At 67.9% G+C, this 1,795-nt stretch carries 2 protein-coding genes; both read left to right on the top strand.

Going from position 1 to position 1,795, the window contains the following annotated elements:
• Positions 1 to 394, top strand: a 394-nt coding sequence (locus K789_RS0121705; protein ID WP_157835709.1) for a multicopper oxidase domain-containing protein, incomplete at its 5' end; no start/stop codon positions are given.
• An 85-nt stretch (positions 395 to 479) separates the two neighbouring features.
• Positions 480 to 1,795, top strand: a 1,316-nt coding sequence (locus K789_RS0121700; RefSeq protein WP_024368574.1) for an HAD-IC family P-type ATPase, incomplete at its 3' end; no start/stop codon positions are given.

Below are 1,795 nucleotides of genomic sequence, written 5' to 3'. Positions count from 1 at the left end.
CGCACGACGGCAGCTGGTCCTCGCCATGGGGGCGGGATCGGGTGGCATGGGCGGAGGCATGGGGGGCGTGATGCGGTTCAGCATCAACGGCCGCGAATTCAGCGAGTCCCGCACCGACACGATCGTGGCGGCCGGGACCGTGGAGGAATGGACCCTGGTCAACACCAGCCCCATGGACCACCCCTTCCACCTGCACGTGTGGCCGATGCAGCTCATCGAGGACAACGGCCGGGCGGTCGATGCCGTCATCATGCGGGACGTAGTGAACGTCCGGGCCAACGGGCGGGCCACCGTCAGGGTCGCGTTCCGCGACTTCAGCGGCCGCTCGGTCTACCACTGCCATATCCTGGACCACGAGGACCTGGGAATGATGGGCGTGATCGAGGTCCGCTGACCCGGGAAACCTCTTGCCAGGAATACCCCCTAGGGGTATGGTGAGCTCAACCCGAACATCGATGAATCTCCCAGGAGCGCGCATCATGGAACACCGGCCCAGCAGCCAGCCCGTCAGCGGCCCGCAGCCGAACGCGGAGCACAGGGACCCTGGCGGCCACCAGCCCCACAGCGGGCACGGCAGGGACGGGGCGTACGGGACCGGCAGGGCGCCGCACCAGGACGACGAGCATCTGGTTCACAGCCGCGGCCAGCACGCCGGGCACAGCGTGGCGATGTTCAAGAACAGGTTTTGGCTGACACTTGCCCTGGCCGTCCCGGTGGTCTTCTTCAGCCCCATGTTCGGCCACCTCCTCGGCTACGCACCTCCCGTTTTCCCCGGATCCGGCTGGATTCCTCCCGTCCTGGGAACCGTCATCTTCTTCTATGGCGGCCAGCCGTTCCTCAAGGGCGGCCTGAACGAGCTGAAATCCCGCAAGCCCGGGATGATGCTGCTGATCGCCATGGCCATCACCGTCGCGTTCACCGCCTCGTGGGTGACCACCCTCGGAATCGGCGGCTTCGACCTCGACTTCTGGTGGGAACTGGCCCTCCTGGTTGACATCATGCTGCTGGGGCACTGGATTGAAATGCGCGCCCTCGGCTCCGCCCAGGGCGCGCTCGATGCCCTCGCGGCGCTGCTCCCGGACGAGGCCGAACGCATTACCGGGTCCGGTACCGAGATTGTCGGTGTCTCCGAGCTCAGGAGCGGCGACACCATCCTGGTCCGTTCCGGCGCGCGGATGCCGGCGGACGGAACCGTGACCGAGGGGCAGGCCGAATTCGACGAATCGATGATCACGGGCGAATCCAAGACCGTCCTCCGCTCGCCCGGCGACCCCGTGGTCGCCGGCACCATCGCAACGGACAACAGCCTCCGCGTTCAGGTCACTGCCATCGGCGAGGACACCGCCCTCGCCGGGATCCGGCGGCTCGTGGCCGAAGCCCAGGCCTCCTCGTCGCGGGCCCAGGCACTCGCGGACCGTGCCGCCGCCTTCCTGTTCTATTTCGCGGCCGGGGCCGGCGTCGTCACCTTCATCGCCTGGACACTACTGGGCAGCGTGCCCGACGCCGTGGAACGCACCGTGACGGTGCTGGTCATCGCCTGCCCGCATGCACTGGGCCTTGCCATCCCGCTCGTCATCGCGATCTCCACAGAGCGGGCAGCCCGGGCCGGCGTGCTGATCAAGAACCGGATGGCGCTCGAACGGATGAGGACGGTCGACGTCGTGCTGTTCGACAAGACGGGGACCCTGACCAAGGGCGAGCCGGAACTGAAGGGCGTGGCCGCCGTCGAAGGGACGGACCCAGAAGAGCTGCTCGCCCTGGCCGCCGCTGCGGAATCGGACAGCGAACACCCCCT

Origin of the sequence: Arthrobacter sp. TB 26 (assembly GCF_000427315.1) — a bacterium.
Classification (GTDB): Bacteria; Actinomycetota; Actinomycetes; order Actinomycetales; family Micrococcaceae; genus Arthrobacter.
The sequence above is the reverse complement of the archived record's forward strand: the minus strand, read 5'-3'. Positions and strand labels throughout refer to the sequence as shown.